Source organism: Actinoplanes sp. L3-i22, from assembly GCF_019704555.1.
Taxonomy (GTDB): domain Bacteria; phylum Actinomycetota; class Actinomycetes; order Mycobacteriales; family Micromonosporaceae; genus Actinoplanes.
The window spans coordinates 4762743-4788355 of sequence record NZ_AP024745.1; the positions used below are offsets into that span (position 1 = coordinate 4762743).

General features: G+C 70.3%; 25 protein-coding genes. 20 read left to right on the top strand and 5 right to left on the bottom strand.

From position 1 onward, the window contains the following. Nucleotides 1-30 precede the first annotated feature (30 nt). On the top strand, nucleotides 31-1212 hold the full coding sequence (locus L3i22_RS53595; protein WP_255658452.1) for a methyltransferase domain-containing protein: 1182 nt from the start codon (nucleotides 31-33) through the stop codon (nucleotides 1210-1212). A 102-nt stretch (nucleotides 1213-1314) separates the two neighbouring features. Here the strand turns inward: L3i22_RS53595 and L3i22_RS21095 are convergent, their stop codons facing one another. Next, nucleotides 1315-1809, bottom strand: coding sequence for a MarR family winged helix-turn-helix transcriptional regulator (locus L3i22_RS21095; RefSeq protein WP_255658453.1), 495 nt, complete (start codon nucleotides 1807-1809; stop codon nucleotides 1315-1317). A 99-nt stretch (nucleotides 1810-1908) separates the two neighbouring features. Here L3i22_RS21095 and L3i22_RS21100 point away from each other — a divergent pair, with 99 nt between their 5' ends. After that, nucleotides 1909-2769, top strand: coding sequence for an alpha/beta fold hydrolase (locus L3i22_RS21100; protein WP_221328676.1), 861 nt, complete (start codon nucleotides 1909-1911; stop codon nucleotides 2767-2769). Nucleotides 2770-2851: 82 nt separating this feature from the next. After that, entirely contained in the window at nucleotides 2852-3277 is a 426-nt protein-coding gene (locus L3i22_RS21105; protein ID WP_221328677.1) for a VOC family protein, read from the top strand. Between the two features lie 26 nt (nucleotides 3278-3303). Here the strand turns inward: L3i22_RS21105 and L3i22_RS21110 are convergent, their stop codons facing one another. After that, complete coding sequence (locus tag L3i22_RS21110; RefSeq protein WP_221328678.1) at nucleotides 3304-4398, bottom strand: NAD(P)/FAD-dependent oxidoreductase; 1095 nt, start codon at nucleotides 4396-4398, stop codon at nucleotides 3304-3306. A gap of 113 nt (nucleotides 4399-4511) precedes the next feature. On the opposite strand from L3i22_RS21110, the gene L3i22_RS21115 reads away from it, so the two are divergent. The 6 genes from L3i22_RS21115 (at nucleotide 4512) to L3i22_RS21140 (ending at nucleotide 10414) form a co-directional block, all read left to right on the top strand. Next, complete coding sequence (locus tag L3i22_RS21115) at nucleotides 4512-5000, top strand: MarR family winged helix-turn-helix transcriptional regulator (protein WP_221328679.1); 489 nt, start codon at nucleotides 4512-4514, stop codon at nucleotides 4998-5000. A gap of 213 nt (nucleotides 5001-5213) precedes the next feature. Further along, nucleotides 5214-6587, top strand: coding sequence for an ABC transporter substrate-binding protein (locus tag L3i22_RS21120; RefSeq protein ID WP_255658455.1), 1374 nt, complete (start codon nucleotides 5214-5216; stop codon nucleotides 6585-6587). Continuing rightward, nucleotides 6584-7513 (top strand): carbohydrate ABC transporter permease, encoded by a 930-nt coding sequence (locus L3i22_RS21125; RefSeq protein ID WP_255658456.1) that lies wholly within the window; start codon nucleotides 6584-6586, stop codon nucleotides 7511-7513. The genes L3i22_RS21120 and L3i22_RS21125 overlap by 4 nt, the downstream gene beginning before the upstream one ends. Before the next feature lie 3 nt (nucleotides 7514-7516). Further along, nucleotides 7517-8413, top strand: a complete 897-nt coding sequence (locus tag L3i22_RS21130; protein WP_221328680.1) for a carbohydrate ABC transporter permease — start codon at nucleotides 7517-7519, stop codon at nucleotides 8411-8413. Between the two features lie 28 nt (nucleotides 8414-8441). Then, a complete protein-coding gene (locus tag L3i22_RS21135; RefSeq protein WP_221328681.1) occupies nucleotides 8442-9593 on the top strand; it encodes a mandelate racemase/muconate lactonizing enzyme family protein in 1152 nt (383 codons plus the stop codon). A 26-nt stretch (nucleotides 9594-9619) separates the two neighbouring features. After that, complete coding sequence (locus L3i22_RS21140; protein ID WP_255658457.1) at nucleotides 9620-10414, top strand: amidohydrolase; 795 nt, start codon at nucleotides 9620-9622, stop codon at nucleotides 10412-10414. Nucleotides 10415-10430: 16 nt separating this feature from the next. On the opposite strand, the gene L3i22_RS21145 is transcribed toward L3i22_RS21140, so the two are convergent. Next, nucleotides 10431-11183, bottom strand: a complete 753-nt coding sequence (locus L3i22_RS21145) for a FadR/GntR family transcriptional regulator (protein ID WP_221328683.1) — start codon at nucleotides 11181-11183, stop codon at nucleotides 10431-10433. 203 nt (nucleotides 11184-11386) lie between these two features. Between L3i22_RS21145 and L3i22_RS21150 the strand changes: the two genes are divergently transcribed. From L3i22_RS21150 to L3i22_RS21190, 9 genes are all read left to right on the top strand, one after another. Continuing rightward, on the top strand, nucleotides 11387-13780 hold the full coding sequence (locus tag L3i22_RS21150; protein ID WP_255658458.1) for a ricin-type beta-trefoil lectin domain protein: 2394 nt from the start codon (nucleotides 11387-11389) through the stop codon (nucleotides 13778-13780). Between the two features lie 429 nt (nucleotides 13781-14209). After that, the gene (locus L3i22_RS21155; RefSeq protein WP_221328684.1) at nucleotides 14210-15337 is read left to right on the top strand and encodes a sugar ABC transporter substrate-binding protein; all 1128 of its coding nucleotides are present in this window, start codon (nucleotides 14210-14212) and stop codon (nucleotides 15335-15337) included. Nucleotides 15338-15348: 11 nt separating this feature from the next. Further along, nucleotides 15349-16356, top strand: a complete 1008-nt coding sequence (locus tag L3i22_RS21160; RefSeq protein WP_221328685.1) for an ABC transporter permease — start codon at nucleotides 15349-15351, stop codon at nucleotides 16354-16356. Beyond that, nucleotides 16356-17120, top strand: a complete 765-nt coding sequence (locus tag L3i22_RS21165; protein ID WP_221328686.1) for an ATP-binding cassette domain-containing protein — start codon at nucleotides 16356-16358, stop codon at nucleotides 17118-17120. The genes L3i22_RS21160 and L3i22_RS21165 overlap by 1 nt, the downstream gene beginning before the upstream one ends. Then, a complete protein-coding gene (locus tag L3i22_RS21170) occupies nucleotides 17120-18169 on the top strand; it encodes a sugar ABC transporter substrate-binding protein (RefSeq protein ID WP_221328687.1) in 1050 nt (349 codons plus the stop codon). Before L3i22_RS21165 ends, L3i22_RS21170 begins: the two co-directional genes overlap by 1 nt. Next, nucleotides 18169-19695: a sugar ABC transporter ATP-binding protein gene (locus L3i22_RS21175; protein WP_221328688.1), complete on the top strand. Its 1527-nt coding sequence runs from the start codon at nucleotides 18169-18171 to the stop codon at nucleotides 19693-19695. The genes L3i22_RS21170 and L3i22_RS21175 overlap by 1 nt, the downstream gene beginning before the upstream one ends. Next, nucleotides 19688-20719 carry an ABC transporter permease gene (locus L3i22_RS21180; RefSeq protein WP_221328689.1) on the top strand — a complete coding sequence of 344 codons (1032 nt, stop codon included), beginning with the start codon at nucleotides 19688-19690 and terminating at the stop codon, nucleotides 20717-20719. Before L3i22_RS21175 ends, L3i22_RS21180 begins: the two co-directional genes overlap by 8 nt. A 22-nt stretch (nucleotides 20720-20741) precedes the next feature. After that, nucleotides 20742-22055, top strand: coding sequence for an enolase C-terminal domain-like protein (locus L3i22_RS21185; RefSeq protein ID WP_221328690.1), 1314 nt, complete (start codon nucleotides 20742-20744; stop codon nucleotides 22053-22055). Nucleotides 22056-22131: 76 nt separating this feature from the next. Continuing rightward, nucleotides 22132-22818 (top strand): FadR/GntR family transcriptional regulator, encoded by a 687-nt coding sequence (locus tag L3i22_RS21190; RefSeq protein ID WP_221328691.1) that lies wholly within the window; start codon nucleotides 22132-22134, stop codon nucleotides 22816-22818. A gap of 46 nt (nucleotides 22819-22864) precedes the next feature. Here the strand turns inward: L3i22_RS21190 and L3i22_RS21195 are convergent, their stop codons facing one another. Continuing rightward, entirely contained in the window at nucleotides 22865-23266 is a 402-nt protein-coding gene (locus L3i22_RS21195) for a hypothetical protein (RefSeq protein ID WP_221328692.1), read from the bottom strand. Between the two features lie 80 nt (nucleotides 23267-23346). Beyond that, nucleotides 23347-23946 carry a TetR/AcrR family transcriptional regulator gene (locus L3i22_RS21200; protein WP_221328693.1) on the bottom strand — a complete coding sequence of 200 codons (600 nt, stop codon included), beginning with the start codon at nucleotides 23944-23946 and terminating at the stop codon, nucleotides 23347-23349. Between the two features lie 80 nt (nucleotides 23947-24026). Here L3i22_RS21200 and L3i22_RS21205 point away from each other — a divergent pair, with 80 nt between their 5' ends. Continuing rightward, nucleotides 24027-24908 (top strand): oxidoreductase, encoded by an 882-nt coding sequence (locus L3i22_RS21205; RefSeq protein ID WP_255658460.1) that lies wholly within the window; start codon nucleotides 24027-24029, stop codon nucleotides 24906-24908. Beyond that, nucleotides 24908-25552, top strand: coding sequence for an NAD(P)-dependent oxidoreductase (locus L3i22_RS21210; RefSeq protein WP_221328694.1), 645 nt, complete (start codon nucleotides 24908-24910; stop codon nucleotides 25550-25552). The genes L3i22_RS21205 and L3i22_RS21210 overlap by 1 nt, the downstream gene beginning before the upstream one ends. Nucleotides 25553-25613: the final 61 nt, after the last annotated feature.

Here is a 25613-nt window from a genome sequence, read left to right on the forward strand (position 1 = left end):
ACAGTGTCAGAGATAACGGGGGTTTCGCTGATGGAGCCATTGATCGTTCTCGTCGTGGTGACCGCGATCCAGTCCGCCGTCCGAGGGTGGCGATCGTGGCCCCTGCCGTTGCGGGACGGCCTCGCCGCGATGTTCCTGATGACCGGGGTCGCGCACTTCGTCGGCCTGCGCGCCACGATGATCGCCATGGTGCCGCCCGGCCTGCCGGCCCCGGCCGCGCTGGTCTCGATCACCGGGGTGCTCGAGGTGCTGGGTGCGCTCGGCCTGCTCTGGTCGCGGACCAGACCCTGGGCCGGCCTCGGTCTGTTCCTGCTGCTGCTCGCGGTCTTCCCGGCCAACGTCCACGCCGCCCGCGCCGGCATCGCGACCAGTCCCGGCGACTCCCTGCTGCCTCGTACCCTGATCCAATTGGTCTTCCTGGCGGCGACGCTCACGATCCCCGTCGCGCATTGGCGCTCGCGTCGCCGCACGGCGCAGCGCGGCGCCTACGGGGTCGACGGCGATTTCAGCCGGGTGTCCGCGGGCACGCAGCTCGCGATCTTCGTCCTGGTCTGGCTCGCTCTGCTCGCTCTCACCGTGACCGCCCTGGCCCGGGGCTGGATCGTGGTCGCCGTGCTCGCCGGGGCGGTCGCGCTCTGGCTGCTGTTCGCGATCGGCACCTACGTCTACACGACCCGGGCCGGCAAGTTCCGGGTCTGGGCCGACCTGCTCACCGGCCTGCGGCTGCACGGCGACGAGGAACTGCTCGACCTGGGCTGCGGTCGAGGCGCCGTCCTGCTGGCCGCGGCCAGGCTCCTGCCGCACGGGCACGCGACCGGTATTGATCGGTGGCAGGCCGACCAGACCGGCAACTGCGCCGACGCGACCGACCGCAACGCCCGGCGCGAAGGCGTCGCCGAGCGGGTCCGGCTGTTCACCGGCGACATCCGCCGCCTGCCCTTCGACGACGACAGCTTCGACGTCGTCGTCAGCAGCCTGGTCATCCACAACATCCACGACGCCGAGGGCCGGCGGGCGGCCATCGACGAGTCGGTGCGCGTCCTGCGTCCCGGCGGCCGCCTGCTGATCGCCGACCTGGCCCACACCGGTGACTACCTGGCCCGCCTGCGACACCACGGGCTGACCGCCGAGCGCCGCAACCTGGGCCCCCGCATGTGGTGGACCGGCCCCTGGGGCCCGACCCACCTGGTGACGGCCACCGCCACGTCCTGACGAGCAAAGATCAAGACCATGTGCGGGTACGGGTTGGGGGGCCCAAGCTGGGTGACCTCGTAGTGCCGGCACTGCTTGCGGGTGGAGCGGTGAACGTCGTGCTCAGCGAGCCGGCGACCGGTCCGGCGGGTCCAGGTCGCTGATGTAGGTGTGCATGGTCGAGCGGATGCGGCTGACGATGGACTCGGTGCGCGCCAGCTCGGCGGGGGAGTAGTCGCCGAGCGTGGCGCCGAGCAGCCGGCTGAGCGGTTCGTAGAACTCGGTGGCCGCGGCGTGGATGCCGGGCGTGGAGCGAAGCGTGACAATCCGCCGGTCGCTGTGCTCCCGGGTCCGCACGACGTGGCCCGCTTGCTCGAGCCGGTTCAGCAGGATCGAGGTCGCCCCGGTGGTGAGACCGATCCGTTCGGCCAGGCGTGCGGGCGTCAACGGCTGACCGCGCCCCTCCGCGTTGATGATCTCCACGATCGCGACCGCGTCAGTGCCGTGCATGCGCATGCTGCGCGCGAACACGCGCCCCAGTTCGCTCTGCGCGGCGGCCAGGCCACGAAGGCCCTCGATGACCTCGTGCGCCCGCTGGTCCGTCACGTCGTCGCCCACCGCACCACCTTTGCTGTCCGGGTTGCAAAATATCAGATCAGCAAAGTAACTTTGCTGCAAAGCTACTTTGAGGGAAAGTCAGATGACGGGGAGGGCGGAATGGGCAGCACCGGCGTCATCGCGGCGCACGTGACCTCGCGTGACGGCACCCGGATCGGCTACCTGCGCCGGGGCGCCGGCCCCGGGCTGGTTCTGATCCAAGGCGCGATGGGCACCGCGTACCACTACCACGACCTTGCCAACGCACTCGCGCCGGATTTCACCGTCTACACCCCCGACCGCCGTGGTCGCGGCCTGAGCCCGAAGCCCTACGACGACGGCCACGACATCGCCCGCGACGTCGAGGACGTGGCGGCGCTGCTGACCGAGGCGGACACCGGAGATCTGTTCGGCCTCAGCTCAGGTGCCATGATCACCCTGGAGGCGGCCAGGACCCTGCGCCGGGTCACCCGGGCCGCGGTGTACGAACCGCCGTTCTACCGCGACGGCATCTCCCACGACGGCATCCGGCAGCTCGGCGCCGACCTCGAACACGGGCACCTGGCGGCCGCCCTGGCGGGTTCGCTGCGTACCGCCCGGACCGCCCCGGCGCCCCTGCGGATGCTGCCCCGGCCCGCCGCCCGGCTGCTGGCCGCTGCCGTGCTCAGCGTCGACGCCCGCAGGGCCGGTCCGGCCCCGAAACTTCGCGACCTGCTCCCCGGCATCCGCTACGACTTCAACGTCGTCGCCGGCATGGACGCAAAGATGGCGAGCTTCGGCTCCATCGACCAGCCCATGCTGCTGCTCAGCGGCACGAAGAGCCCCGGCTTCCTCCGGCAGGCCATCCACGACCTGTCCGGCGTGCTGCCCCGGGCGACGACCGTCGAGTTCGACGGCCTCGACCACGCCGGCTCCTGGAACACCGGGCGCGGCAGCGGCCCGCGGCTCGTCGCGGCAGCCCTGCGTGCCTTCTTCACCTGAGCGCCGCAACCCTCGGAAAACCTGAGCGCCGCAACCCTCGGAAAACCTGAGCGCCGCAACCCTCGGACAAACGGAGAACCCCATGCGTCTCAACCACCTCAACCTCTGCGCCAGCGACGTCACCGCGCTCACCGGCACACTCGTCACGCACTTCGGCTACCGGATCATCGACTCGGGTCAGGTTCCCGCGGCGGCCGGCGGCGGCTCCTTCGCCGCGGTCGCCGGCACCGACGGCTCCGAGTTGGTCATCACCCAGATCGATCCGGTGCCGCACGGCAGGTCCGCGTACCCGAAGGGCTTTCACTTCGGCCTCATTCAAGACTCCCGCGAGGCCGTGTACGCCAAACACGACGAGCTGACCGCGGCCGGGCTGCACCCCGGCAAGATCAGCGACGGATTCCAGGTGTGGGGAGCAACCTGGACCGCGTTCTACTGTCCCCTCGGCGACGGCCTCGACATCGAGGTGAACTACCGAACCCCCGGCACGCTGGACGGCTTGCTCGACTGAATTCCTCGCTCCCTGGACAGGTGGGGTCAGTTGCCGAATCGCGTGGCGAACCTCGCGGTGAACAGGTCGGCGCCCTTGCGCTCCTGGACCGTCTGCGCGGTGGCCGCGACGGCACCCTCGGGCGTGGGGAGCTGGCCGACTCCGCCGTGCGTGCCCAGCGGGAGCAGGATCCTGCGCTCGGCCGCCGGCGACCAGACGGCGTCCGGCTGATCGCCGCCCAGTTGGGACCTGATGTTGCGCACCACGATCTCGGCATGGGTCATCGAGTAGGACGCCATTTTCGGGTCGGGCAGCGCGGTGATGTCGCCGATGGCGTAGACGCGCTCGTAGCCCGCGACGTTCAGGCGCTCGGTGACCGGAACGGCTGCCTGCTCGGTCAGCGGCGTGAGCTTGCCGTCCGCCAGATAGCCGGTGTTGATCCGGACCCCGAAAGCGCGGAACCAGATGTCCGCCACGATCTGGTCGCCGTGCTCGGTGGTGACCGCGACGCGACCGGCCCGGCCGGCCTCGATCGCCGGCAGCGCGCTCAGACCGGTGCCCAGGTGCAGCTCGATGCCGAGCCGGTCCAGCTGGCGGCGCAGGTCGGCCTGCACCTGCGGCAGGAAGCCGGGTAGCAGCCGGTCGGTCCGGTCGACGATGGCCACCTGCTTGTCCGGCCAGACCTGCTTGATCTCCCCGGCGAGCTCCAGGCCGACCGGGCCGGCGCCGAGGATGAGCACGCGGTGGGCGCCGGCCAGCTCCTTGTGGGTCTCGCGAAGATCGCCCAGTTGCTCGGCGATGCCCGTTGCGCCATCGTTCGGCTTGGCCGGATAGGGGTAGCCGGAACCGGTGGCCAGGACCAGATAGTCGGCCTCGACCCGCGCACCGGAAGCCAGCGTGACGCCGTTCGGGTCCACCGAAGCGGCCCGGTCGCGGATCACCCGTCCGCGGTGGAGCAGGGTGTCGAACGAGAAGAAGGCGCTGGGCGCCCAGTCCGGCTGCGTCAGTGCTCGCAGCGAGGCTGCCGCGTTGACGAACGCTTCCCGGGGGTCGATGAGGATGACGTTCGCGTCGGCGTCCAGCTCCTTGGCGACCAGCGATCCGCCGTAGCCACCGCCGACGACCGCGACCGTGCGATTCATAACTGCTCCCGTGCCGAAGGGTGCTCCAGGAGCCGCACCCGGCCCCGGAGTTGACACGACAACTGTAGCGCGGGAAGTTGTCGCGTCAACTCCCTTGCCGGTACGGTTTCGCCATGACGATGCCTCGCGCCCTGGAGCCGGCCGAGTGGGAGCTCTGGCACATCTGGATGCAGGCCCAGCGCCTGCTGGCCCGCGAACTGGACCGCCAACTCCAGCAGGACTACGGCATCTCCAAGGCCGAGTTCAGCGTGCTCGTGTCACTGCACCAGGCGGCCGGCGGCCAGTTGCGGGTCGGCGAGCTCGCCGACTCGCTGGCCTGGGACAAGGGCCGGGTGGCCCACCAGCTCACCCGGATGGAAGGCCGCGACCTGGTGACGCGCATCGAGAGCGGGTCCGCCGGTCGCCGGACCGGGGTCGCGCTGACCGCCAAGGGCCGCAGTGCCGTGCGCCAGGCCATCCAGGGTCACGAAGGCAACATCCGCCGATACTTTTTCGACCAGCTCGCGCCCGAGCAGGCCGCCGCCATCAAGGCGTGGAGTCGGCAAACGCTCGACCGGATCGACGCGGCCGGCGACCAGGCCGGCGCTCCTGCCGTCGACTGAGCTCAGTTGCCGGCGCTCGATCGGAGCGGGCAAACAACCCAGGTTCCTAGGATGGCTTACGCCTGGTGTGCGGGGTCATCGGCACCTGCGGTCGCTTCGGTGACTCCGATCTGTTCGACGCTCGTCCATGTCTTGCAAAGGTAATACGTATGCTCTTATATTTCGTGGCGATGAACTCCCCGGCAACAGGTTGGCCCGACAAAGGATGTCGATATGGGTGGAATGTTCAGCCAGCGACGAGGCCGCCACGTCCTGACCACCGCGAAGGGTGCCGGCCTGCTGGTTCTCGCCCTGACCCTGAGCGCCTGCGGAAACGCCGGCGGCGCGGAGACCTCGACCGGCTCCTACGGCTTCCCGCAGGTCGCGCAGGACGACAAGGCCGAGCTCACGGTCTGGGTGGACGCGGACCGGGCGGGCGCGGTCAAAGCCTTCCAGAAGGCCAATCCCGCGGTTGCGGTCAAGGTGGTCACCTATGACGGCTCGGCGAACGGTTCGAACTCCTTCCGTACCAAGATGCAGTTGTTCGATCGGGCCGGCAGCGGCTGGCCGGACGTGGTGTTCTCGACGCAGAACAACGACGCGGCCTGGGCGAGCCAGAGCAGCGGCGGCAAGCAGGCGTTCGCGGCCGTGCTCGGCGCGGGCCTGGTCGACAAGGCGACGCTGGACGGTTTCACGCCCGGCTCGTTGAATCCGTGCACGGTCGAGGGCAAGGTCTACTGCCTGCGCAACGACCTGGCGCAGGTGGTGCTCTGGTACAACAAGAGCCTGCTGGCCAAGCTCGGGCTGTCGCTGCCGACGACCTGGCCGGAGTATCAGGCGCTGGGGGAGAAGGTCGCCGCACAGCACCCCGGGTACATCGTCGGCACGGTCGGCGACGCCTGGACCCCGGAGACGTTCTTCTGGGCCAGCAAGTGTCAGGCCAACGGCATCACCGGCGCGAAGACGGTCACCGTCGACACCGGCAGCACCCAATGCCGGCGCGCCGCGTCGATGCTGGACACGCTGATCAAGAACGGAACCACACCCAACGTCAGCGTCTTCACGCCCGAGTTCGTGCGCAAGTACGCCGACAAGGTGCTGCTCATGCCGGGCCCGGCCTGGTACGCCGGCGCCATCTTCAACAACCCGCAGTCGCTGAACGTCGCGAAAGGACAGCTCGGTGTCGCCGCGCCACTGGCCTGGCCGGGGGAGCCCGCGGTGACCGGCAACGTCGGCGGCGGCACCTGGTTCATCAGCAGCCATTCCAAGAACCTCGCGGCGGCCGGTAAGTTCGCCACGTTCGTCACGACCGCCGACGACTACCAGGTCAACGTCGCCCCCGGCTATCCCGCGTTCGCCGCGGCCGGCGACAAGTGGATCAAGAAGCAGGAGTTGAGCGGCTACTACGCGAGCGACCTGCAAGCGGTCGTCACGGCCGGCACCGAGATCTGGGACGGCTGGGGATCGGGGATCTTCAGCCAGGAGGCGATCTGGGCCAAGACCATGACGCCGGGCATCGCCAGTGGCAAGAGCCTGGTCGATCTGCTGCCGGCCTGGCAGGCCGCGATCAAGAACCAGGCCCAGGTCGACGGTTACACGGTCAAGTGACCACAACGGAGGCGGCCCGGCCGGCGGTGGGCACCCGCCGCTGGGCCGGCCGCGCGCACCCCGGTGGTTCCGGCAGCGCGATGAGCTACGGCTTCGTGGCCCTGTACGCGGCGCTGACCGTCGCCTTCGGCGTGCTGCCCGCCGGCTACGCGTTCTACCTGGCCTTCACCGACGCGGACGGCGCCTTTGCCGGGCTCGCCAACTTCGCCAAGGTCACCGGCGACTTCCGGTTCCTGCCGGCGGCCGGGCACGTCGCGCTCTACCTGGTGATCTGGCTGGTCGCGCTGCTCGTGCTGGTCACCGCGCTGGCGATCGTGGTGCACACGATCCGGCTGCGCCGGGTCAGCAGCGGCCTGCGGCTGATCTTCTATCTGCCCGGGGCGCTGGCCGGGGCGTCGAGTGTGCTGCTCTGGCTGTTCCTGCTGGACCCGACGGCCAGCCCGATCGGCGCCCTGCTGCGGTTGTTCGGACTCGCCAGCTTCGTGCAGGTCATCGTGCCGGGAAACCTGCCGCCGGTCTTCGCCGTCATCGCGTTCTGGACCGGCGCCGGCGGCTGGATCGTGATCATGTACGGCGCGCTCAACAACATCAGCGCCGAGGTGATCGAAGCCGCCCGCATCGACGGGGCCGGTCGATGGCAGATCGCCTGGCGGATCCAGCTGCCGCTGCTGCGCAAGTGGATCTCGTACATGGCCATCATGTCGCTGGCCGCGGGCACCCAGCTGTTCGTCGAACCGCAACTGCTGTCGCAGGCGAGCAACGCGATCGTGCCCAACGACTACTCGCTCAACCAGCTGGCCTACCAGTACGCGTTCCAGCAGAACGACTTCAACGGTGCGGCGGCCATCTCCCTGATCCTGCTGGTGATCGCCCTCGCGCTGTCGGCGGTGTTCGTGCTGCGCGGCGGCCTGTTCGAGACGGACTGATCGATGCGCACACCCGGCACGAGCCGGCCCGGGTTCGGCGGCTGGAGCACTCGTACGATCGCCTCGGTCTTTGTGGTGTTCTTTGTGTTGTTTTTCGGCATCCCGATCGTCTGGTTGCTGCTGGCGACGACGAAGTCGGCACGGGAACTGACCACCGGCAGTCCCTTCGCCGCCGGCAGCCTCGGCGGCCTGCGGGCCAACGGGGAGCAGCTGTTCGGCTTCCAGGACGGGGCGGTCATCGCCTGGATCGGCAACTCGGCGCTGTACGCGGCCGGCGCGCTGGTGATCGCCCTGATCGCCGGCATCCCGGCCGGTTACGCCCTGGCGCTGACCCGGTTCCGGTTCCGGCGGCTGCTGCTGGTGCTCACGCTGATCGTCATGCTGATCCCGAACACCGCGCTGGTGCTGCCGATCTTTCTGGAACTGAGCGAGGTGGGCCTGATCGGCAGCCCGTTGTCGGTGATCCTGCCGATGTCGTTCTTCCCGTTCGGGGTCTACCTGACCTACATCTACTTCTCCACCAGCATTTCCCGGGACCTGCTGGCCGCCGCCCGCATCGACGGCTGCCACGAGTTCCAGGTGTTCAGCAAGGTCGCGTTGCCGCTGGCCGCGCCGATCGTCGCGCTGGTGGCGTTCTTCAGCTTCGTGCAGAGCTGGAACAACTTCTTCCTGCCGTTCGTGATGCTGCCCGCCAGCGAGGGCTATCCGATCCAGGTGGGCCTGACCTCGCTGCTCGCCTCGACCCCGGCGTTCAACCCGAGCTCGGCCGGCACGCAGTCGGTGCAACTGCCGACGCTCGCGCTGGCCACCGTGGTCTCGGTGCTGCCGGTGCTGATCGTCTTCCTGTTCGCCCAGCGGTTCCTGGTCGCCGGCCTGACGGCGGGCGGGACCAAGGAGTGAGCCGCGTGCCACCGACAAGGAGCCGACGTTGAAGGTCACCGGCTACCGCAGCCTGACCACCGAGCACGACTGGGGCCGCTCGACCGGCGACGCCAACGGGGTGCTGCCCGGACCGCGCACCGACGTGCACGTGCTGATCCTGGAGACCGATGCCGGGCTCGAGGGCGTGGGCCTGGGCGCGCACGGCGAGCTCGAGCGGGTCTTCGGCGCGGTCGAGGGCCAGGACCCGCGGGGCGTGACGGCGCTCTACGACCGGATGCTCGACCGGGTCTTCAAGACCGGGCACACCGGGGCGACCTTCGGCGCGATCGGCGCGATCGACATGGCGCTGTGGGATCTGAAGGCCAAGGCCGCCGGTGAGCCGCTGTGGCGGACCCTCGGCGCGCTCGACCGCTTCGTTCCCGGGTACGCCTCCGGGCTGGACATCGCGCTCGACGACGACGCGCTCGTGCGGCTGTACCAGCAGTTCGCCGACCGGGGTTTCACCGCGGGCAAGCTCAAGGGCGGCCGGGATCTGCCGCACGACCTGCGCCGGCTGCAGGCGCTGCGCGACGTGCTGGGCCGCAACTCGTCGCAACCGGCGCTGATGTTCGACGCCAACGAGTGCTGGAACCGGACCCAGGCGGTGCGGTATGTGAGCGCGCTGGAACGCGTCATCGATCTGACCTGGGTCGAGGAGCCGGTGCGCCGCTGGGACGCCGCCGGGCTCGCCGCCGTCCGGCAGGGGGTGCGCGCCGCGGTGGCCACCGGGGAGAACCTGACCGGTCTCGAGCAGTACCGTCCGCTGCTGGACGCCGATGCGATCGACATCGTGCAGGTCGGCAACGTCTGGGGGATCACCCACTTCCTGCGGGTGGCGACCCTGGCCCACAGCCGGGACCTGCCGGTGAGCCCGGTGGCCTACCACGGCAACCCGGTGGCGCACGCCGCCGCCGCGGTGCCCAACCATCTGGCCTTCGAGGTGCAGGCGCTGACCTCGCCGATCGGCCTGACGGTGGATCAGCAGTACCGCGACGGTGGCATCGTGCTGGGCGACGAGCCGGGTCTGGGCATCCGGGTCGACGAGAGTCTGATCCGCGCAGCCCGGGCCGCCGATGCGCCGGCGGCGGCCGCCGGCCCGCACGTCCGGCCGCGGCGGGCCGGGCTGCGACTGGTTCCCGACGCCGCGGCGAGCTCGTGAGCGGGGTGACGCGCCTGGATGCCCACGTGCATCTCTGGGATCGGGCCACCGACCCGCAGCCGTGGATCGAGCCGGCGACGATGGCCGCGATCGACCGCGACTTCGGCCTCACCGACCTCGACCGGATGCTGGCCGCCACCGGGATGGACGCGGCCGTGCTCGTGCAGTCCAGCAACAGTCTGCCCGAGACCCGACGGCTGCTGGCGCACCGCAGCGCGCGCGTGGCCGGAGTGGTCGGCTGGATCGACCTGACCATCGAGCCGGACCGCCAACTCGACACCCTGGACACCGGCGGGTTCGCCCGCCTGGTCGGCCTGCGGCATCTGGTGCACCTGGATCCGGATCCGGGCTGGCTGGACCGGCCCGAGGTCACCGCCGCGCTGATCCGGGCCGGTGCGCGCGGCCTGGGCTTCGACCTGGTCGTGCGGGCCGGGCAGCTGGCGGCGGCCGCGGCGCTGGCGGCGCGCTGCGCCGACGTGCGCTTGGTCGTGGACCACCTCGGCGGCATCGCCGAGGCCGGCGACCCGCGGGCCTGGGCGCTGGACCTGCGGGAGCTGGCCCGCCGCCCCAACACCTGGGCGAAGCTGTCCGGCCTGGCCGGCGCCGACCCGCTGCGGGTGCGGCAGGCCTTCGACGTCGCGCTCGAGGTGTTCGGCCCGGACCGGCTGATGTACGGCTCGGACTGGCCGGTCGCCGAGCTGGGCCGGGGCGCGTTCGGCTGGCGGGTCACGGTGGACGCGCTGCTCGCGCGGCTGAGCCGGGCCGAACGTGAGGCGATCCTGTCCGGGACCGGGTCGGCCTTCTACCGCATCGGGCGCTGAGCGGGGCCGGGCCGGCTCAGTCCGGCGGATCGGCGGGCAGCGGCTCGAAACGGCGCCGCCGCCAGGAGCCGATGATGTGCTCGCGCATCGCGTGTTCGGCGACGGCGGCGTCCTGGCGTTTGATCGCGTCCAGCACGACGGCGTGCTCGTCGAGGGTGGAGCGGAACGCGTCCTGGTAGCGCAGGCCCTGGAACCGGCTGCTCTCCAGCGCGCGCAGGTACAGCCGCTTGGCGATGTTCTCGGCCAGCCGGTTGCCGGAGAGCTCCATCACGGTCAGGTGGAAGACCACGTCGGCCTGCCGGAACGAATCGCTCTCGTGCCGCATCTCCTGCATCACCGCCAGCGCGTGCTCGAGGCGCACCAGCTGCTCCGGGGTGCGACTGGCGGCCACCGCGCCGGCCATGGCCGACTCCAGGTTGCCGCGCACGACGGTGAGCTCGTCCAGGATCCCCAGCGACTCGTCGTTGTCGATGAGCGCGGACAGCACGACCGGGTCCAGCATGTTCCACAGCCCGGAGCGGGCCACCTGCGTACCCCGGCCCTGCGCGATGATCACCAGGCCCTTCTCCTCGAGCCGTTTGGCCGACTCGCGGATCACCGTGCGGCTGACCCCGAAGTGCTCGCTCAACGGTCCCTCGGGCGGCAGCAGCTGACCCTCGGCGAGCTGGCCGGTGACGATCAGCTCGACCAGCTCGGTGACGACGGCGACGCTCAACCGCTCGGCGCGGCGGCGGGGCGGGAGACTGAACGCGTCGGGCTGAGCCGTCATGCCCGAAATCCTACCGAGCAGCCATTGACCGCATCGAAATGGTTCGTCCGGCACCCATGATAATTATTTGTAGAAATTGTTATGTGGGCATCGTCGGGAAAGTCGAAACATTAAAAACTAATTGATGTACGTCATTTGACCGGTCGCCCGGGAAACGTTAATTTAACGTTTGTGTAATCGCCTCGGCCGAAGGGACCGTGTTCATGACGATGCGATCGAGCTGGAGATCCCGCTACCGGGCCGGGGCCGCGGCACTGCTGCTGACGCTGGCCGGCGTGCTGGTCGTGCCGCCTGCACCGGCCCGGGCCGCGACGGCGATCACCATCAACGGCGCGTCCGGCGGGCGGGTCTTCGACGGCGTCGGTGCGATCAGCGGCGGCGGTGGCAACAGCCGCCTGCTGGCCGACTATCCGGAACCGCAGCGCAGCGACATTCTCGATTATCTGTTCAAGCCGGGCTACGGCGCGGCCATGCAGATCATGAAGGTGGAGATCGGCGGGGACACGAACTCGACCTCCGGCGCCGAGCCGAGCCACGAGCACACCCGGGGTGCCGTGAATTGCGACCGGGGCTACGAGTGGTGGTTGATGGGTCAGGCCAAGGCCCGTAACCCGAGCATCAAACTCGTCGGATTGTCGTGGGGCGCACCCGGCTGGATCGGCAACGGCAATTTCTGGTCCAGCGACTCCATCGACTACCTGATCGCCTGGCTCGGGTGCGCCACCTCCCACGGGCTGAGCATCGACTACCTCGGCGGCTGGAACGAACGCGGCCGTGATCTGTCCTGGTACAAGAACCTGCGCTCGGCGCTGAACTCGCGCGGGTACGCCGGCGTGAAGATCGTGGCCTCGGACGAGTTCGGCTGGGGCTCGGCCGACGACGTGCTGCGCGACTCCGCGTTCGCGGCCGCCGTCTCGGTGGTCGGCAGTCACTACGTCTGCGGCTACCGCAGCGCGCAGACCAGCTGCCCGAGCTCGAGCAACGCGGTGAACTCCGGCAAGACGCTGTGGGCCAGCGAGAACGGCTCCGACGACGACAACGCCGGGGCGCCGGCGCTGGCCCGGGGCATCAACCGTGACTACCTCGACGGGAAGATGACCGCGTACCTGAACTGGCCGGTGATCGCCGCGGTCACGCCGAACATCCCCTGGTCGACCACCGGGGTGGCGGTGGCGCCGCAGCCCTGGTCGGGCTACTACGCGATCGGCCGCAACACCTGGGTGATGGCCCAGACGACCCAGTTCACCGCGCCCGGCTGGCGCTATCTGGACAGTTCCAGCGGATATCTGGGCGGCAACCGCACCAACGGCAGTTACGTGTCGCTGCGGTCGCCGGCCACCGGCGACTACAGCACCGTCATCGAGACGATGGACGCCGGATCGGCCCAGGACCTGCAGTTCAGCGTCACCGGCGGGCTCTCGGCCGGGACCGTGCACGTGTGGTCGACCAACGTGCGGTCGAGCAACCCGGCCGAGCACTTCGTCCGCGGCGCCGACATCACCGCCGCCAACGGCTCGTTCGCGCTGAGCGTCCAGCCCGGCTACGTGTACAGCCTGACCACCACGACCGGGCAGGGCAAGGGCACCGCGAGCAGTCCCGCCCAGGGTGCGCTGGCGCTGCCCTACCGCGACGACTTCGACGGCTACCCGAGCGGGCGGGAAGCCAGGTACCTGGCCGACCATCAGGGCTCGTTCGAGGTGACCGGGTGCGGGGCCGGCCGCTCGGGTCAATGCGTACGGCAGATGTCGGAACAGGCCCCGATCTTCTGGACCACCGGTCACGCCGAGCCGTTCACCCTGCTCGGCGACCTCAACTGGCGCAACTACAGCGTCGCCACCGACGTGCTGCTGGAGAAGAGCGGCTACGTCCAGCTGATCGGGCGGGCCGGCAACTACAACCACGACGGCCCGCAGAACCTGAGCGCCTACTACCTGCGGGTGGCCGACAACGGGGCCTGGTCGATCCGCAGCAACGACACCGGCGGCAACCAGCGCACGCTGGCGGCCGGGACCAGCACGGCGCTGGGCACCGGCCGCTGGCACCGGCTGTCGCTCACCCTCGACGGCAGCACCCTGACCGCGGCGATCGACGGCGCCGCGGTGGGCAGTGCCACGGACGCCACGTGGATCGCCGGCCAGATCGGGTACGCCACCGGGCAGGGCGTGCCGGCCCAGTTCGACAACCTGTCGGTCACCGCGCTCGGCGGCGGGTCCAGCCCTACCGGCGAGATCCGCGGCGCGGGGGCCAACCGCTGCCTGGACGTCACCGGCCAGAGCCAGGCCGACGGGACGCTCGTGCAGATCTGGGACTGCAACGGCGGCGCCAACCAGCGCTGGACGGCCACCTCCGGCAACCAGCTGACCGTGTACGCCACCAAGTGTCTCGACGCCCCGAACACCTCGGCCGGCACCCAGGTCCGGATCGGCTCGTGCACCGGGGGAGCGGGCCAGCAGTGGCGGCTCAACGCCGACGGGACGATCACCGACGTCCGGTCGGGCCTGTGCCTGGACGTGACCGGCGCCGGGACGGCCAACGGCACCGCCGTGGTGCTGTGGACCTGCAACGGCGGCAGCAACCAGCGCTGGATCCGATCGTGACGACCCGTACGGCAAATGTGGTCTTGATCTGATGCGACCTGGCGAACGGAACGTCGTGATGACGAGCCCAGCGATACATCCCATGAATGTGATCAGGGGTTGCCGCAGGGATCCCGTCTAACCAGGTGATAAGGACGCTTGATGTTTCCGATTCGTTGCCTAACCGGGTGTTGTCGACTATGGACATGGGATCAATCGGGAGTTAGATTGCCACTGTCCAGTGAGACCAGCATCGCCCGGCCACGGTGGGAATCCCGATGGCACCCGACGCCACCGAGCGCGACGTCTGCCCCGTGACGCGCATCCGCCCGCACCGGCTCAGCTCCGCATATGCCACACCCCGGCCGCCGACACCCCGGTGGTCCGCACGGGTGCGCCCACCCACCGCTTCGGCGTGGCTCGCGGAAAGACCGACAGGAGGATCGCGACATGGCTGACATCTCCCGGGTCGTCGAGCAGGCGGCCGACCGGCTCGATCCGCGTGGGACGACCCGGCGCCGGCTGCTGGCCGGCACCGGGCTGGCCAGCGCCTCGCTGGCCGCGACCGGGCTGCTCGCGGCGTGCGCCAAGGACAGCAAGAGCAGCGCGGGCGCGATCGGGAACTTCCCGAAGACCCCGAACTGGAAGTTCGTCTTCGTCAACCACGTCACCACCAACCCGTTCTTCACCGCCACCCAGTACGGCGCCGAGGACGCGTGCAAGCTGCTCGGCTGCTCCTATCAGTGGACCGGCTCGCAGAACTCGGTGGTGGCCGAGATGGTCAACGCCACCAACACCGCGATCAGCGGCAAGGCCGACGGGCTGGCGATCGCGGTGGTCGACAAGGCGGCCTTCAAAGCGCCCGTCGACCAGGCCCTGGACGCGGGCATCCCGGTGGTCTCGTACAACGCCGACGGTGCCCGCGACGATCCGGGCACCAACCGCCTCGCGTACGTCGGGCAGGGTCTTTATGAATCCGGTTATGCCCTCGGGCAGCGGGCGCTGACGCAGGTGCAGTCCGGCGAGGTGGTGGCCTTCATCGCCACGCCCGGGCAGCTCAACATCCAGCCGCGCATCGACGGCGCGCAGCAGGCGTTCAAGGATGCCGGCGGCGCGGTGCGCTTCACCGCGGTGGCCACCAACGCCGACGTCACCAAGGGCCTGTCCATCGTCGACGCCTACGTGCAGGGCCACGCCGGCCTGGCCGGCATGCTGGCCGTGGACGCCGGGTCGACCCAGGCGATCGGCCAGACGGTCAAGAAGTACGCCCTGCGCGGCAAGGGCCTCAAGGCGGCCGGCGGCTTCGACCTGATCCCGGAGACCCTCGCCTCGATCAACTCCGGCGACCTCGACTACACCATCGACCAGCAGCCCTACCTGCAAGGCTTCCTGCCGGTCCTCTACCTGTACCTGTACAAGATCTCCGGCGGCCTGCTGTCGCCGGCGCAGACCAACACCGGCCTGCTGTTCGTGACCAAGGACAACGTCGGGACCTATCAAGCCAACCAGACCCGGTACGAGGGCTCGTCGCCGGACGTGAAACTCGTCGACCGCTCCGGCGCCATCGCCCACCAGTGACGGGACCAGCGATGCCGGCAACAGTCGACAAGCACCGGCCGCTGCCGATGCTGCGCCGCGGCGGCACGGTGCTGGTGCGCTGGCGCGAGGCCAGCGTGCTGATCGTCGCGATCGTGATGGCGATCTACTTCCGGGCCTCCGACGAGGTGTTCCTGACCCCCGGCAACCTGCGCAACATCGCGCAGGCCACCGCGCCGGTCGCGATCGTCGCGGTGGGCGTGGTGCTGCTGCTGGTCAGCGGCGAGATCGACCTGTCCGTCGGGGTGGTCGCGGCGTTCGCGCCGTTCCTGGTGCACTACGCCGTCGACCTGTACGGCTTCCCGGTGTTCCCGGCGTTCCTGCTGGCGTTCGCGATCTCGGCGTTCATCGGATTCTGCAACGGCTTCATCGTGACCAAGCTGAAGGTGCCCTCGCTGGTGGCCACGCTGGGCTCCTACTACCTGCTGCTCGGCGTGCTGCTGACCACCTCGCACGCCTACCCGGCACAGATCCCGCAGGCGGCGCAGGGCCGCATCCAGCAGGTCTTCGGCGCGGCCGACTGGTCGTCGCTGATCTGGTGCCTGGCCGTGGTGCTGGTCTTCCACGTGGTGCTCACCCGGACCCGCTGGGGCCTGCACACCATCTCGGTGGGCGGCAACCTGATCGGCGCCACCGAGGCCGGCATCCGGGTGCACCGCATCAAGATCGGCAACTTCGTGATCGCCGCCATGCTCGGCGCGCTCGCCGGCCTGCTGGAGGCGTTCCGGATCAACAGCATCGACCCGAACATCGGCGGCGGCACCGCCCTGACCTTCACCGCCATCTCGGCGGCGGTCATCGGCGGCACCGCCCTCGCGGGCGGGTCGGGCACCGTGATCGGCGCGCTGCTGGGCGCGCTGATCCTGGCCGAGCTGCAGAACGGCTTCAACCTGATCGGTGTCAGCGCCAACCCGTTCAGCATCATCCTGGGCAGCGCGATCCTGCTGTCGATGATCGCCAACCAGTATCTGTCGCGGTTGCGCCGCACCGGAGGTTCCTGATGCCCGCCGAGCCCGCGCTGCTGGTCGAACACGTCGTCAAACGCTTCGGCGCGCTGACCGCCCTGCGCGACGTCAGCCTGCGCCTGAACCAGGGCGAGGTGCTCGGCCTCATCGGCGACAACGGCGCCGGCAAGTCCACGCTGATCAAGACCATCTGCGGCTATCACCGCCCGGACGCCGGGCGCCTGGTGGTCAACGGCCGCGAGGTCGTGCTGCGTAGCGTCGACCATGCCCGCTCGCTGGGCATCGACGCGGTCTACCAGGGGCTCGCGCTGGTCAACGAGCTGTCGGTCTATCACAACATGTTCCTCAACCGGGAGCTGCGCGTCGGGCCGCTGCTCAACAACCGGGCCATGCGCCGGCTGGCCCGCGAACACCTGGCCGACATGGGCGTCAACATCCCCGACGTCGGCGCCGAGGTGGCCAAACTCTCCGGCGGGCAGCGCCAGGCGGTCGCGGTCGCCCGGGCCGTGTACTCCGACGCGCGGATCCTGCTGCTCGACGAGCCGCTCGCCGCGATGGGCGCCAAGGAAGGCGCGCTGATCCTCGACCTGATCCGCGACCTCAAGGCCCGCGGCGACGTCTCGGTGATCATCATCGCGCACAACTACGCCCAGGTCCTCGACGTCTGCGACCGGGTCAACCTGCTCCAGCACGGCACCATCACCTTCGACGAACCGACCTCGCAGGTGTCGCTCGAGCGGCTGACCGACCTGGTGGTCGCCGAGTACCGCAACCGTCGCCTGCCCGGAAGGGACCTGTGATGAAGCACCTGGTCGTCCGCTGCGCCGCCGCCGCGCTCCTGCTCGCCGCGATCAGCGCCTGCAACCGCGACAACACCGCCACCGACACCGGCAAACCCGTGATCGGCGTCGACTATCCACGCTCGGACACCGACTTCTGGAACTCCTTCATCAAGTACACGCCGCAGTTCGGCGACCAGCTCGGGCTCACGCTCAAGACCACCAACTCGCAGAACGACGTGGCCAAGCTGACCGCCAACGTGCAGACCTTCATGAGCCAGGGCGTCCAGGGCGTGGTGATGGCCCCGCAGGACACCGCCGCGATCGCACCGGCGCTCGACCAGCTGGCCGCCAAGAAGATCCCGGTGGTCACCGTGGACACCCGGCCCGACTCGGGCAGCGTCGCCATGGTGGTCCGGGCCGACAACCGGGCGTACGGCACGAAGGCCTGCCAGTTCCTGGGCACCGAGCTCGCCGGCGCGGGCAAGGTCGTGATGCTGCAGGGCGGCCTCGACTCGATCAACGGCCGGGACCGCACCGAGGCGTTCAACGAGTGCATGACGGCCACGTTCCCGCGGATCAAGGTGTTCGGGGAGGCCACCAACTGGGACGGTGCGATCGCCGCGCAGAAACTGCAGACCGACCTGACCGCCAACCCCGACATCCGCGGGGTCTACATGCAGTCCAGCTTCGCGCTCTCCGGCACCCTGCAGGTGCTCAAGCAGAAGGGCCTGCTGGTCGGCCCGGACGACCCGAAACACGTCTTCGTGGTCTCCAACGACGGCATCCCGGAAGAGCTCAAGGACATCGCGGCCGGGCAGATCGACGCCACCGTCTCGCAGCCGGCCGACCTCTACGCCAAGTACGCGCTCTCGTACGTCAAGGACGCGATCGCCGGCAAGAGCTTCCAACCCGGGCCGACCGACCACCACAGCACGATCATCCAGGTCCGCGACGGGCTGCTGGAGGACCAGCTCTCCGCGCCGCTGGTGACCCGCGACGGCGCGACCTACGGCGACGTGCCCAGCCTCAAGAGCAGCGACACCTCACTGTGGGGCAACGCCGGCTGATGACCACCGCAACCAACGACCGGGACCGGCTCGTCGTCGAGGCGACGGGCATCACCAAACGGTTCGGCCCGACCGTCGCGCTCGACCGGGCCGGCCTGCGGGTCGCCGCCGGGCAGACGCACGCGCTGGTCGGCCGCAACGGCGCCGGCAAGTCGACGCTGGTCTCGATCCTGACCGGTCTGCTGGCACCCGACCAGGGCACGGTGAGCTTCAGCGGGCGGCGCGCGCCGCGACTCGCCGACCGCGACGCGTGGCGCCGGCAGGTCGCGTGCGTCTACCAGCAGTCGACGATCATCCCGGCGCTGACGGTCGCCGAGAATCTGTTCCTCAACCGGCACGACCGTGGCCGGGCCGGCCTGATCGACTGGTCCGCGCTGCGCCGGCGCGCCGCCGACCTGCTGGCGACCTGGTCGGTGGAGGTCGATCCGCGGACCCTGGCCGGCGAGCTCACCGTGGAGCAGCGGCAGTTCGTGGAGATCGCCCGCGCGCTGTCGTTCGGCGCGCGGTTCATCATCCTCGACGAGCCCACCGCCCGGCTCGACGCGGCGGCGATCCACCGGCTGTTCGACCGGATCCGGGACCTGCAACGCCAGGATGTGACGTTCCTGTTCATCAGCCACCACCTGCAGGAGATCTACCAGATCTGCGACACCGTGACGGTCTTCCGCGACGCCCGGCACGTGGTGACCGCCCCGGTGGCCGCGCTGCCCCGGGCCGAGCTGGTCGCCGCGATGACCGGGGACACGGCCGCCGCCCGGCGCCGCGAATCCGGGCGGGTGGTGCACGCCGGCGCGGTGAGCGCGCTGAGCGTGCGCGACCTGAGCGACGGCGACGGCGCCTACCGGCAGGTGAGCTTCACGATCGCCCCGGGGGAGATCGTCGGGCTCGCCGGGGCCGCCGGCAGCGGCCGTACCGAGGTGGCCGAGACCATCGCCGGGCTGCGCGCGCCCGCCGGCGGCCGGATCGAGATCGCCGGCCGCCGGCCGCGGCCCGGCAGCGTGCCCGCCGCCCTGGCGGCCGGCGCCGGCTTCGTTCCCCAGGACCGGCACCGGCAGGGCCTGGTCCCGGACATGTCGATCGCCGACAACGGCACCCTGACGGTGCCGGCGCGGCTCGGCCCGCACGGCCTGATCAGCGCCCGTCGCCGGGACGCGATCGCGGACGACCTGATCGAGCAACTGGCGATCAAGACGCCCAGCCCGTACCTGGCCGTCTCCGGGCTCTCCGGCGGCAACCAGCAGAAGGTGGTGCTGGCCCGGGCGCTGGCCGACACCCCGCGGCTGCTGGTGCTGATCAACCCCACGTCCGGTGTCGACGTGCGGTCCAAGGAGTTCCTGCTGGACAAGGTCGAGCAGACCGCCCGATCCGGCGCCGGCGTGCTGATCGCCTCCGACGAGCTCGACGACCTGCGCGGATGTGACCGGGTGCTGGTGATGTTCCGGGCCCGCACCACCACCGAACTCGCCCGCGGCTGGCACGACCACGAACTGGTGGCCGCGATGGAAGGGGTGGACCTCGATGCCTGAGACCGCGCTCACCGACAGCCGGCCGGCTCCGGCGCGGCCGCGGCCGGGGCTGCTCGGCGGGCGGATACCGCTGGCCCGGCTGCGCGACCTGGCCCTGGTCCCGGCGATCGTGATCATCGCGATCGTCGGGCAGATCGTCAGCCCGGTCTTCCTGCAGCCGGACAACCTGCTCAACGTGCTGCAGACGATGTCCGAGATCGCGCTGCTGGTGCTGGCCGAGGCGATGATCCTGATCGTGCGGAAGATGGACCTGTCGCTGGAATCGACCATGGGCCTGGCCCCGGGCGTGGCGGCGTGGCTGGTCGTCCCGGTCGGCACCGGTCACGGGCTGGGCCTGCTGCCCGGCGGGTGGGCGATCCCGATCACCCTGGCCGTGGGCGCGCTCATCGGGGTGGTCAACGCGGTGCTGATCATCCGGTTCGGGCTCAACGGCTTCATCGTCACCCTCGGGATGCTCATCGTGTTGCGCGGCACGCTGACCGGCATCTCCGGCGGCCAGACGTTCTTCCGCCTGCCGCCCTCGATGCTCTACCTGGGCACTGCCCAGTGGCTGGGCGTGCCCGCGTCCATCTGGCTGTGCCTGACCCTGTTCGCGGTGGCCGTGCTCGTGCTGGGCTGGACCAGTTTCGGACGCTCGCTCTACGCGATCGGGGGCAACCTCGACGCGGCCCGGGCCGCGGGCATCCGCACCGGGCGCGTGCTGTGGACCGTGATCGTCACCGGTAGCGTGCTGGCCGCGCTGGCCGGGCTGCTGCTGTCCGGGCGGCTCGCCTCGGTCGCCTCGGCACAGGGCAACGGCTACATCTTCACCGTCTTCGCGGCGGCCGTCATCGGCGGCATCAGCCTCGACGGCGGCAAGGGCACCATGGTCGGCGCGTTCACCGGGATCCTGCTGCTGTTCATGATCCAGAACGTGCTCACCCTGGCCGGCATCCCCGCGCAGTGGATCGGGGCGCTCAACGGGCTGATCATTCTCGGCGCGCTGATCGTCTCGCGGATCACCGGTGGCAAGGCCCAGGACTGAGCTCGCGACAGGAGTAGTCACCATGGCCGGTTCGGCGCGCATCACCGCCCTGGACGTCCTCGACGTGCGCTTCCCGACCTCCGATCAGCTGGACGGATCGGACGCGATGAATCCGGAACCGGACTATTCGGCCGCCTACGTCCGGCTGCGCACCGACGCCGGCGACGACGCGGACGGGCACGCGCTGACCTTCACCACCGGGCGGGGCAACGACGTGCAGGCCAACGCGATCGCCGCGCTGGCCCCGTACGTGGTCGGGCGCCCGGTCGCCCAGGTGTGCGACGACCTCGGCGGCTTCGCCCGCGCACTGATCCACGATCCGCAACTGCGCTGGCTCGGCCCGGAGAAGGGCGTCATCCACATGGCCACCGGCGCGGTCGTCAACGCCGCCTGGGACCTGGCCGCCAAGCGGGCCGGCAAGCCGGTCTGGCGCCACCTCGCCGACATGTCACCGGCCGAGCTCGTCGCCCAGATCGACTTCCGCTGGCTCTCCGACGCGCTGACCCCCGGCGAGGCGCTCGACCTGCTGCGCCGGGCCCGAGCGGGCCGCGACGAGCGGATCGCGACGCTGCTCGAACACGGCTACCCCGCGTACACCAGCACGCCCGGCTGGCTGGGCTACTCCGACGAGAAACTCGCCCGGCTCGCGCGGCAGGCCGTCGCCGACGGCTTCGCCCAGATCAAGCTGAAGGTCGGCGCCTCGGTCGAGGACGACGTGCGGCGCATGCGCGCGGCCCGGGCGGCGGTCGGCGACGACGTGCGCATCGCCGTCGACGCCAACCAGCGCTGGGACGTGCAGCCGGCCATCGACTGGATGCGGCGGCTCGCGCCGTACGACCCGTACTGGATCGAGGAGCCCACCTCGCCCGACGACGTGCTCGGGCACGCCGCCGTGCGCCGGGCGCTGCACCCGATCAAGGTCGCCACCGGCGAGCACGGGGCCAACCGGGTGGTCTTCAAGCAGCTGTTGCAGGCCGGCGCGGTCGACATCGTCCAGATCGACGCGTCCCGGGTCGGCGGGATCAACGAGAACCTCGCGATCCTGCTGCTCGCCGCGAAGTTCGGGGTGCCGGTCTGCCCGCACGCCGGCGGCGTCGGACTGTGCGAGATGGTCCAGCACCTGGCGATGTTCGACTTCGTCGCGGTCTCCGCGACCATGCGCGACCGGGTCATCGAGTACGTCGACCACCTGCACGAGCACTTCCTGCACCCGGCGCGCGTGCTGGCCGGGCGCTATGTCGCGCCGGCCGCACCCGGACTGCACGCGCAGATGCACCCGGCCTCCCTGGCGCGCTACGCCTATCCCGCCGGACCCGTGTGGGCCGGTCGTGCCTGAGCGCGCCGGGACCCGGCGCAGAATGATCCGGCCGATGACCACCGGCCCGAGCCGGGAGATCCATGAAGGAGTCACCGTGTCGCTTACCGACAAGGCCATCGCCCGCATCCGCGAGCGGATCCAGTCCGGTGAGCTGGCCCCCGGATCGAAACTGCCGGCCGAGCCGGAACTGGCCGTCCAGTTGGGGTTGTCGCGCAACCTCATGCGCGAGGCGGTCAAGGCCCTGCAGGTGGCCCACGTACTGGAGGTACGCCGCGGCGACGGCACCTACGTCACCAGCCTGCAGCCGGACATGCTGCTGGGCGGCCTCGGCGGAGCGGTCGAGCTGCTGCAGGGCGACGCCGGCACGCTGCTGGACCTGATGGAGGTGCGGCGGCTGTTCGAGCCGGCGGCCTCCGCGCTGGCCGCCACCCGGATCGCCGAGCCGGGACTGGCCGAGGTGAAACGGCACCTCGACGCGATGCGCCGCGCCGGCGACGACGTCGAACTGCTCAACCTGCACGACGCCGCATTCCACCGCGCGGTCATCGCGGCCACCGGCAACGACACCCTGGTCAGCCTGCTGGAGGGCATCTCCGGCAAGACCCTGCGCGCGCGCATCTGGCGCGGACTGGTCGACGGCGACGCCGCCGGCCGCACGGTGGCCGAACACGAGGCGATCTACCAGGCGCTGGTCACGCGGGACGGTCCGCTCGCGCAGGCGGCGGCCCTGCTGCACGTCAGCAACACCGAGAGCTGGCTGCGCGAACACCTGCGCCAGTGAGTTCCCGACCAGATCAAGATCAAAATCAAGCGCTGACGGTACGGCGTCAGGGACGCAAACTGTCGATGATGGCCAGGACGTCGCCCGCGCCCGCGCCGGCGGGCACCTCGGCCGTCGTCCCGTCCCCGGAGGTCGTGAGGATGCCGGCCGGCTGCCCGGGGCCGAGCCAGGCGCGGAACCAGGCGAACATGGCGGCGGCCTCGATCCCGGTTCCGGACTGGATGCTGAACGAGCCGTCGCCGTCCGGTTCGACCGACAGGGTGCAGCTGAGCGGCCGCCCGTCGCCGACCGGGGTGCTCAGCATGACGCCGGTGTTGCCGCTGCCCATCACGATCTCGGCGCTGAGCTCGGCGCCGGGCCAGTCCCGCGCGGCGGCGCTGCGGAAAGCGGCGGCATCCAGCTGCCAGCGGCTGCCGGGACGGGGGACGAGCATGACGTCGAAGCTCACGGCACGGCCCTTTCCAGAGAGCGGCAGGAGCGTCTGGGGGATGACAACGATACGGCCGCGGGTGTGGTGACCGGCTCCGCTCAGCGGCGAGGCAGCACCTGCGCGCCGAGCTGCGAGGTCAGCAGCGCATCGGTCGCGTCGTCGACCAGCGTCTCGCCGTGCGCCGGCGTGATCCGCCGCGACGTGATCAGGGCGGCCGTGCCCTGCATCGACGCGGCGAACAGCAGCTTGAACCGCTCCCGGGCGCCATCGTCGGCCCGGCCGCCGGCGGAATCGGCCAGCGTGCCGTCGAGCAGCGTGAACAGCCGGACCGCGGCGTCGTTGACCGGCCCGGCCGGGTCGTTCGACTTGGCCGCGAACATCAGCTCCATCAGCGCCGCGTTGTCGACGGCGAAGCCGACGTAGGCCCGCCCCACCAGGCGGATCCGCTCCCGGATCGGGCCCGGGGTGCGCAGCGCGGCCCCCACCTGCTCGGCCATCCGGTCGAAGCCCTGCTCGGCGAGGGCGTCGAGCAGCGCCTGCCGATCGATGAAGTGGCTGCGCGGCGCGCCGTGGCTGACCCCGGCCTGCCGGGCGAGCTCGCGCAGCGACAGCCCGTCGACGCCGCTCTCGCGCAGCATCGCCTCGGCCTGTTCGAGCAGGACCGCCCGCAGGTTGCCGTGGTGGAAGGGCCGCCTCATCCGCTGATCATACCGCAGCGGTAGACGCCGACTAGATTCTAGACGTTGACTATTTTCTAGACACTGCCTAGCTTGGTGGCATGACCTCGAAGCCTTTCCCACTTCCGGACCTGACCGGGCGAACCGTCGTCGTGACCGGGGCGACCAGCGGCATCGGCCTGTCCACCGCACGAGCCTTCGGCGCCGCGCACGCCCGGGTCGTGCTGGCCGTGCGTGACCCGGCCAAGGGGGCCGCCGCCGCGGCCTCGATCCCCGGCGGGGCGATCGTGCGAGCGCTCGACCTGGCCGACCTGAGTTCCGTGCGCCGGTTCGCCGACGACTGGCAGGGCCCGATCGACGTGCTGGTCAACAACGCCGGCGTCTCCTCGCCGACCCGGCAGCGCACCACCGACGGCTTCGAGCTGCAGTTGGGCACCAACCACCTCGGCCCGTTCGCGTTGACCAACCTGCTGCTGCCGCACGTCACCGGGCGCGTCGTCGCGCTGTCCTCGCAGGCCGAGCGGGCCGCCCGGATCAACCTCGACGACCTGTTCCAGGAGCGCACGCCGTACCGGGAATCCCGGGTCTACGCCGCGTCCAAGCTGGCCAACCTGCTGTTCATCACCGAGCTGCAGCGCCGGCTGGCCGCCGCCGGCTCCGCGGTGCTGGCCGCCGCCGCGCATCCGGGCCTGGTCGCCACCGACATGACCCGCGGCAGTGGCGGCACGCTGAGCCGGCTCGCCGTGCGCTACCTGGCCCAGAGTCCGGAGCAGGGCGCGCTGCCGGTGCTGTTCGCCGCCACCGCCGACATTCCGCCGGGCGCCTTCACCGGCCCCGAGCACGCGTTGCACATGCGCGGCGGGGCCGAACTGATCGGCCGCTCCAAACGTTCCCGCGACCCCGAACTGGCGCGCCGGCTGTGGATCGCGTCCGAGAAATTGACCGGAGTCACCTTCGGCCTGCACGCCGACATGGAGAAATGATGCGGCAGAAGACGTTCCTGGTATTCGGCGCCACCGGCCAGACGGGTCAGCACTTCGTCGCCCTCGCCCTGAAAGCGGGACACAAAGTCAGAGCCCTGGCCCGCAATCCCGAGAAGCTCACCTCGACCGGCGCCGATCTGCGGGTGCACCCGGGATCCATCCACACCGCCGCCGACTGGGCGGGCCTGGTACCCGGCGCCGACTACGTGGTCGCCATGCTCGGCGACCGGAAAACCCAGGAAAAGCACAACATCAACACCGCTTTTGTACGGTCGTTGATCCCGGCCATGCGTGCACACGGCGTCAAACGATTGCTCTACCAGGCGGGCGGCTTGACCCGAGTCCCGGGCCGGCGCCTCTCGCCGGTTGTCTGGACGATCCGCAAGAGCGTGGCCCGCGGCTACGAGGGCCAGCACCGCGACAACGAAGCGGTCCTGCGGTACCTGATGCAGGACGCCGGCGACATCGAATGGATGGTGCACCGGGCCGGCATCGGCTCGAACGGCCCGTCCCGCGGAGTCCTGCAGCGCTCCGCGAGCAAGATCAGCATCGCGACCTTCCAGGATTGCGCCGCGTACAACTACCGCACGGTCCTGGACCCCGCCGCCGTCCACACCTACGACATGAGCAAATACCAGAAGTGACCGAACGCGTCGATCGATCGGCGTAACAGGGACTTGGACGCGAGACGGGCCACTGGTACTA

Coding starts and splice junctions, on each gene's coding strand:
- L3i22_RS21115 (WP_221328679.1), top strand. CDS start 4,512: ATGACGATGCCTCGCGCCCTGGAGCCGGCCGAGTGGGAGCTCTGGCAC.
- L3i22_RS21130 (WP_221328680.1), top strand. CDS start 7,517: ATGCGCACACCCGGCACGAGCCGGCCCGGGTTCGGCGGCTGGAGCACT.
- L3i22_RS21155 (WP_221328684.1), top strand. CDS start 14,210: ATGGCTGACATCTCCCGGGTCGTCGAGCAGGCGGCCGACCGGCTCGAT.
- L3i22_RS21105 (WP_221328677.1), top strand. CDS start 2,852: ATGCGTCTCAACCACCTCAACCTCTGCGCCAGCGACGTCACCGCGCTC.
- L3i22_RS21185 (WP_221328690.1), top strand. CDS start 20,742: ATGGCCGGTTCGGCGCGCATCACCGCCCTGGACGTCCTCGACGTGCGC.
- L3i22_RS21175 (WP_221328688.1), top strand. CDS start 18,169: ATGACCACCGCAACCAACGACCGGGACCGGCTCGTCGTCGAGGCGACG.
- L3i22_RS21100 (WP_221328676.1), top strand. CDS start 1,909: ATGGGCAGCACCGGCGTCATCGCGGCGCACGTGACCTCGCGTGACGGC.
- L3i22_RS21210 (WP_221328694.1), top strand. CDS start 24,908: ATGCGGCAGAAGACGTTCCTGGTATTCGGCGCCACCGGCCAGACGGGT.
- L3i22_RS21170 (WP_221328687.1), top strand. CDS start 17,120: ATGAAGCACCTGGTCGTCCGCTGCGCCGCCGCCGCGCTCCTGCTCGCC.
- L3i22_RS21180 (WP_221328689.1), top strand. CDS start 19,688: ATGCCTGAGACCGCGCTCACCGACAGCCGGCCGGCTCCGGCGCGGCCG.
- L3i22_RS21160 (WP_221328685.1), top strand. CDS start 15,349: ATGCCGGCAACAGTCGACAAGCACCGGCCGCTGCCGATGCTGCGCCGC.
- L3i22_RS21165 (WP_221328686.1), top strand. CDS start 16,356: ATGCCCGCCGAGCCCGCGCTGCTGGTCGAACACGTCGTCAAACGCTTC.
- L3i22_RS21200 (WP_221328693.1), bottom strand. CDS start 23,946: ATGAGGCGGCCCTTCCACCACGGCAACCTGCGGGCGGTCCTGCTCGAA.
- L3i22_RS53595 (WP_255658452.1), top strand. CDS start 31: ATGGAGCCATTGATCGTTCTCGTCGTGGTGACCGCGATCCAGTCCGCC.
- L3i22_RS21150 (WP_255658458.1), top strand. CDS start 11,387: ATGACGATGCGATCGAGCTGGAGATCCCGCTACCGGGCCGGGGCCGCG.
- L3i22_RS21145 (WP_221328683.1), bottom strand. CDS start 11,183: ATGACGGCTCAGCCCGACGCGTTCAGTCTCCCGCCCCGCCGCCGCGCC.
- L3i22_RS21110 (WP_221328678.1), bottom strand. CDS start 4,398: ATGAATCGCACGGTCGCGGTCGTCGGCGGTGGCTACGGCGGATCGCTG.
- L3i22_RS21120 (WP_255658455.1), top strand. CDS start 5,214: ATGGGTGGAATGTTCAGCCAGCGACGAGGCCGCCACGTCCTGACCACC.
- L3i22_RS21205 (WP_255658460.1), top strand. CDS start 24,027: ATGACCTCGAAGCCTTTCCCACTTCCGGACCTGACCGGGCGAACCGTC.